Origin of the sequence: Brevundimonas sp., from assembly GCF_023259385.1 — a bacterium.
Taxonomy (GTDB): Bacteria; Pseudomonadota; Alphaproteobacteria; order Caulobacterales; family Caulobacteraceae; genus Brevundimonas.
Genome location: NZ_JAHFPF010000263.1, coordinates 1 through 4,802, shown reverse-complemented (window position 1 = coordinate 4,802; position 4,802 = coordinate 1). Strand labels below are relative to the sequence as shown.

General features: G+C 70.2%; 7 protein-coding genes. 3 read left to right on the top strand and 4 right to left on the bottom strand.

The annotated features are described in order from the left end of the window. Positions 1–254, bottom strand: a 254-nt coding sequence (locus Q0C81_RS16190; protein WP_291840281.1) for a thioesterase family protein, incomplete at its 3' end; no start/stop codon positions are given. Positions 255–432: 178 nt separating this feature from the next. Here Q0C81_RS16190 and Q0C81_RS16185 point away from each other — a divergent pair. Next, on the top strand, positions 433–1,569 hold the full coding sequence (locus Q0C81_RS16185) for a zinc-dependent alcohol dehydrogenase family protein (protein WP_291840277.1): 1,137 nt from the start codon (positions 433–435) through the stop codon (positions 1,567–1,569). Here the strand turns inward: Q0C81_RS16185 and Q0C81_RS16180 are convergent. Further along, positions 1,566–2,315 carry an NYN domain-containing protein gene (locus tag Q0C81_RS16180; RefSeq protein ID WP_291840274.1) on the bottom strand — a complete coding sequence of 250 codons (750 nt, stop codon included), beginning with the start codon at positions 2,313–2,315 and terminating at the stop codon, positions 1,566–1,568. The two genes, Q0C81_RS16185 and Q0C81_RS16180, sit on opposite strands and share 4 nt — an antisense overlap. Before the next feature lie 96 nt (positions 2,316–2,411). Between Q0C81_RS16180 and Q0C81_RS16175 the strand changes: the two genes are divergently transcribed. Further along, positions 2,412–2,846 carry a hypothetical protein gene (locus Q0C81_RS16175; RefSeq protein WP_291840271.1) on the top strand — a complete coding sequence of 145 codons (435 nt, stop codon included), beginning with the start codon at positions 2,412–2,414 and terminating at the stop codon, positions 2,844–2,846. A 140-nt stretch (positions 2,847–2,986) separates the two neighbouring features. Further along, the gene (locus tag Q0C81_RS16170) at positions 2,987–4,078 is read left to right on the top strand and encodes a DUF3578 domain-containing protein (protein ID WP_291840268.1); all 1,092 of its coding nucleotides are present in this window, start codon (positions 2,987–2,989) and stop codon (positions 4,076–4,078) included. 16 nt (positions 4,079–4,094) lie between these two features. On the opposite strand, the gene Q0C81_RS16165 is transcribed toward Q0C81_RS16170, so the two are convergent. Both Q0C81_RS16165 and Q0C81_RS16160 read right to left on the bottom strand, forming a co-directional pair. Then, on the bottom strand, positions 4,095–4,541 hold the full coding sequence (locus Q0C81_RS16165) for an SseB family protein (RefSeq protein ID WP_291840265.1): 447 nt from the start codon (positions 4,539–4,541) through the stop codon (positions 4,095–4,097). A 94-nt stretch (positions 4,542–4,635) separates the two neighbouring features. After that, positions 4,636–4,802, bottom strand: a 167-nt coding sequence (locus tag Q0C81_RS16160; RefSeq protein WP_291840285.1) for an OmpA family protein, incomplete at its 5' end; no start/stop codon positions are given.

Genomic DNA, 4,802 nt, shown 5'->3' with positions numbered 1-4,802 from the left:
GCCTCGATCTCGTCCGGGAAGGCCGTCGGCGAGAAATACCGGCAGCCCGTCTCGACCACCAGGCCGATGGTCGTGCCCTCGTGGATGTCCAGCACACCGTTGACCACCAGCAGCCGGTTCACCGCCGTGTCGAACCACGAATAATAGACCACATTGTTCACGTGGCCGTAGACGTCGTTGTCCATCCAGCGCGTCGAGATCTGCTGGAAGCGGCGGTAGTCGCCGCGCTTCGTGCGTTCGATGGTCCCGGTCATTAAGTCCCTTCCCTCTTTTAGGTGCGCTACCGCTCGGCGCGCGGCGCCTCGCTGTTTGAGCGCAGGATAAGTGCGCCGCACTGTGTGGTCGTTCGTCCCTCGGAGCCGGTCGGCGCCGACTTCAGATACCGACGCTCGGGCTTGGCGGACGCCGCGTCAAGCGCCTAGCGTCAGTCCCATGAGCCCGCCGATCCAGACCCGCGCCGCCGTCCTTCGCGCCATGGGCGCCGCCCGCCCCTATGCCGACAGCCGTCCGCTGGCGATCGAGACCGTCACCCTGGACCCGCCGGGCGCCGGGGAGGTCCTCGTGGCGGTCCGGGCGGCGGGCCTGTGCCACTCGGACCTCAGCGTCATCAACGGCGACCGGCCCCGCCCCATGCCGATGGCGCTGGGCCATGAGGCGGCCGGCGTGGTCGAGGCGGTCGGCCCCGGCGTCGACGACCTGCGGCCCGGCGACCATGTGGTCATGGTCTTCATGCCCAGCTGCGGCCATTGCCAGCCCTGCGCCGGCGGCCGCCCGGCCCTGTGCGAGCCCGGCGCGGCGGCCAACGGCAAGGGCGAACTGCTGGGCGGCGGCGTCCGCCTGCACGGCCCCGAGGGCGACCTGCACCATCACCTCGGCTGCTCCGCATTCGCAGACCGCGCGGTCGTCTCGCGCCGGTCGCTGGTCAAGGTCCCGGCCGACCTGCCGTTCGAGCACGCCGCCCTGTTCGGCTGCGCCGTCCTGACCGGGGTCGGGGCCGTCGTGAACACCGCGCAGGTCAAGGCCGGGCAGTCGGTGGCCGTGGTCGGCCTGGGCGGCGTCGGCCTGGCGTCGGTGCTGGGCGCATTGGCCAGCGGCGCCAGCCCCGTCGTGGCCGTGGACCTGTCCGAGGACAAGCTGGCGCTGGCCCGCTCCCTCGGCCCCGTCCTCACCGTCAACGCCGCGGACGCCGACGCCGTCGAACAGGTGCGCGCCCTGACCGGCGGCGGCGCTGACGTGGTCCTGGAAATGGCCGGCTCGGTCCGGGCTCTGGAGGCGGCGTGGAAGATGACCCGCCGGGGCGGGACCACGGTCACCGCCGGCCTGCCCCCGCCCGAGGCGGCGCTGGCGGTCAACGTCGTCAATCTGGTCGCCGAGGAGCGGACCCTGAAGGGCAGCTATATCGGCACGGCCATCCCGTCGCGCGACATCCCCCGCTACATCGCCCTGTTCCGCGAGGGCCGTCTGCCGGTCGACCGGCTGCTGACCGGCGTCGTCGCGCTTGAGGACATCAACGCCGCCTTTGACGACCTGCACGCGGGCAAGGCCGTGCGGACCGTCGTCCGCTTCTAGGCCTTGTCGCGCACCCGCATCGCGCCGCCCTGGCCGGTCTCCACATCGAAGCGGCCGGTGGCGCGGATCAGGTCCGACAGCTTGGCGTGGCCGTAGGACCGCTGATCGAAGTCGGGATAGGCGTTGCGCAGCCGGTTGCCGATGCCGCCGACCGTCACCCAGCCGTCGCCGTCTTCGTCCATGTCGGCGATGACCGAGGCGATCAGGCGCGCGGCCTCGGACGGCTTGCGGCGCACCGCCGGCGCGGCCGGCGCCTTGCCCGCCGGTGCGGCGACCGTCCCCTCCTCGGCGGCGGGGGCGCTCAAGTTCTCGGTGTAGATGAAGCGGGTGCAGGCCTGCCGGAAGCTCTCGGGCGTCTTCTGTTCGCCGAAGCCGTAGACATCGACCCCCTCCTCGCGGATCCGCGACGCCAGCCGGGTGAAGTCGGCGTCCGAGGAGACCAGGCAGAAGCCGTCGAACCGGCCCGAATGCAGCAGGTCCATGCCGTCGATCACCAGGGCGATGTCGCCGGAGTTCTTGCCCTTGGTGTTGGCGAAATTCTGCTGCGGCTGGATGGCGAAGCGGGCCAGGACCCGCGTCCATCCGGCCAGCTGAGCGCTGGAGAAGTCGCCGTAGATGCGCCGCGCCGAGGCCTCGCCCAGGGTGGCGATCTCGGTGAACAGGGCCTCGGCGATCCGGGCCGAGGCGTTCTCGGCGTCGATCAGCACGGCGAGGCGGGGCGGCTTGGCGGCGTCGGAAGCGGGCATGAAATGATCTCGGCGAAGGGGAGCCCATCCTCCACCTCTTCGCCGCCGCTGTCGCCTCCTCTGTCGTCCTTGAGCCCGACACGCTACACCGCGCCCATGACCCAAGCTCCCCTGCGCCGCCTGATCGACCTGCCGGGCCTCGACGCCTTGGAGATGAAGGCGCTGATGAAGCCGCGCCTCGCCGACCCCGAGACGCGCGACGAGTTTCCCGAGATCGCCGAGGCGGCGAAGGCCGCCTTCGGCCTGACCCCGGACGAGGCGGAGGCCGTGGCCCTGCCCGCCGACTGGGACGGTATCGAGCGCCTCACCGGCTTCGACCTGACCGACGCCTTCGAGGCCGAGGGCTGGGACGTGACCGACGGCAAGCGAAAACCCCTGCGCATGCTGGCCCACTGGACCCTGCCGCTGGCGCTGGCCATGCGCGGCGTCGCCGGCGAACTGCCCTTCCAGCCCGAGCCGGGCCCGGACGACCGCGGCGACGACTGGGGATCGAAGATGGCGGCCGAGGCGACGCGGTTCAGGAAGCGTTAGGGCGGTGAAGACACCTCAGGCCGACTAAAACCTGTTGCTGTCCCCCCTCGCGCCATGCCTAACCTAGAGTAGGCGGATAGGTTTGCTTCCTACCTGAGATAGGAACCCGCCGAGGGCGCGGGGGAGGCGCGCAAAGGCGCATGTCACTCTCGTCGATCCTGCAATCCATCATCTCGCTCCAGCACGAACATTCGTCGGTCGGCACGCCGGCCATGGCGCTGAGGGGTGAGTTGGTTCGCGACGCCCTGCGGCTGGAGATCAACGAGTGGCGTCTTGAAATCGCGCGGGTGTTGGGACGCTACGGGGACGATCTGGAAGTCCGGGGCAGCGACGGCTCGGGTCGCAAGGCCGTCATCCCGTGGGTCAGGCTCTATTCCAGGAGAATGGCGCCGGCCCCGACCAAGGGCTGGTCCATCAGCTATCTCTTCCATCCGGACGGCGCCGGCGTCTCCCTGTGCCTGATCCACGGATCGACGACCGGGGAAGGCCGACAGTTCAAAAGCCTGGGCCGAGGCGAAGCCGCTGAGCTGGTCGATTGGGGACGCTCCGTCGTGAGGAACGACCTGGCCCACGACGAGGCGGTGCAGGCCGGCGTCGTTCTGGGCCGGCAGCATCTGGCGGCGGCCTACGAACGAACGGCCCTGTTCTCGAAATTCTACGCCGACGGATCGATACCCGCCGACGAGGCGCTGGTCGGCGATCTCGTTCTGTTTTCCGGCGCGCTGGCCAAACTCTATCGCGCCGACGAGGCGGGGATCACGCCCGGCTCCTCCAGTGCGGAAGTCGTCCACATCCTGCAGTTGGCGGAGGAGATGGCGGCGCCGTTCAAACCACCTCAGCGCGGACAGGGATGGGGCCTCGACACCGCGGCCAAGACGGCGGTCGAACTGCGCGCGATGCGCGTCGCCGAGGAATGGCTTTCGCGGGAAGGGTTCGCCTTCACCGACGTCTCATCCACCGACAGCTGCGACTTTCGCGCTCAGCGCGACGGCGAGGACTGGGTCATCGAGGTCAAGGGCACGACCGCGGGCCCCAAGAGCATCCTGGTCACGCGGAACGAGGTGGCGCTGCATCGCGCGTCCCATCCGCTGAACGCGCTCCTCGTGGTGCATGGCGTCAAGCTGGGGAAGGACGGCGTGTCCGCCTCGGGCGGGACGCTTCTGGTTCTTTCGCCGTGGCTTCTGGAGGACGATCGCCTGAGCCCCACCAGCTATGAATACCGGCTGGTCTAGGCCCGGCCGGCGGCCCCTACCCCATCCGCGCCGGAGCCCGAGCCAGAATGGCCCGGATCTGGTCGGGGTTCATCATCACGCCGCGACCGCCGGCCGGGTTGATCAGGATCACCGCGTCCTGGAGCAGCTCGAACAGGTGGCGACCCTGAATGGCGATGAAGGCGGCGTCGGCGCCGAACACCTGGGCGACGCGTTGGGGATCGGTGAAAAGAGCGACCGTGTCGCGGCCGTCCTTCATGCGCAGGCCGCGCAGGATCAGCTCCTGCCCCGGGCTGATCATCTGGGCGCCCTCGGAAAGACCGGCGCCGACGCTGTCCGGCTGGGGCACGGCGAACAGGTCCTCGCCCAGCAGCAGGGCCTCGAACAGGCCCATGTCCGCGGGCGGCGCCAGACTGTCGTTCAGGGCGACCTCGAGCGGGTTCAGCGGGCTGTCGGTGAAGGCGAGGTTGAGGGCGTCAGTCATGGTCGGACTCGGCTACAGGCGGGCCGACACACAGACGGGAACGGCCGCGCGGCGTCAACCGCGCGGCCGCCGGGAAAGTCCGTCGTCTTCCGGCTTACGCTAGGACGACGATGGTCACGCGCCGGTTCTGGGCGCGGCCCTCGGGGGTGTCGTTGGAGGCCACCGGCGATTCCTCGCCGTACGAGATGGCCGCCATGCGGTTCAGGGCCACGCCCCGACGGCTGAGGAAGCGGCGCACGGCCTCGGCCCGGGCCTCGCCGA

What these genes read in the sequence shown, in the direction of transcription:
- Q0C81_RS16180 (WP_291840274.1), bottom strand. Translation starts at nt 2,315, where the DNA reads ATGCCCGCTTCCGACGCCGCCAAGCCGCCCCGCCTCGCCGTGCTGATC.
- Q0C81_RS16175 (WP_291840271.1), top strand. Translation starts at nt 2,412, where the DNA reads ATGACCCAAGCTCCCCTGCGCCGCCTGATCGACCTGCCGGGCCTCGAC.
- Q0C81_RS16165 (WP_291840265.1), bottom strand. Translation starts at nt 4,541, where the DNA reads ATGACTGACGCCCTCAACCTCGCCTTCACCGACAGCCCGCTGAACCCG.
- Q0C81_RS16170 (WP_291840268.1), top strand. Translation starts at nt 2,987, where the DNA reads ATGTCACTCTCGTCGATCCTGCAATCCATCATCTCGCTCCAGCACGAA.
- Q0C81_RS16185 (WP_291840277.1), top strand. Translation starts at nt 433, where the DNA reads ATGAGCCCGCCGATCCAGACCCGCGCCGCCGTCCTTCGCGCCATGGGC.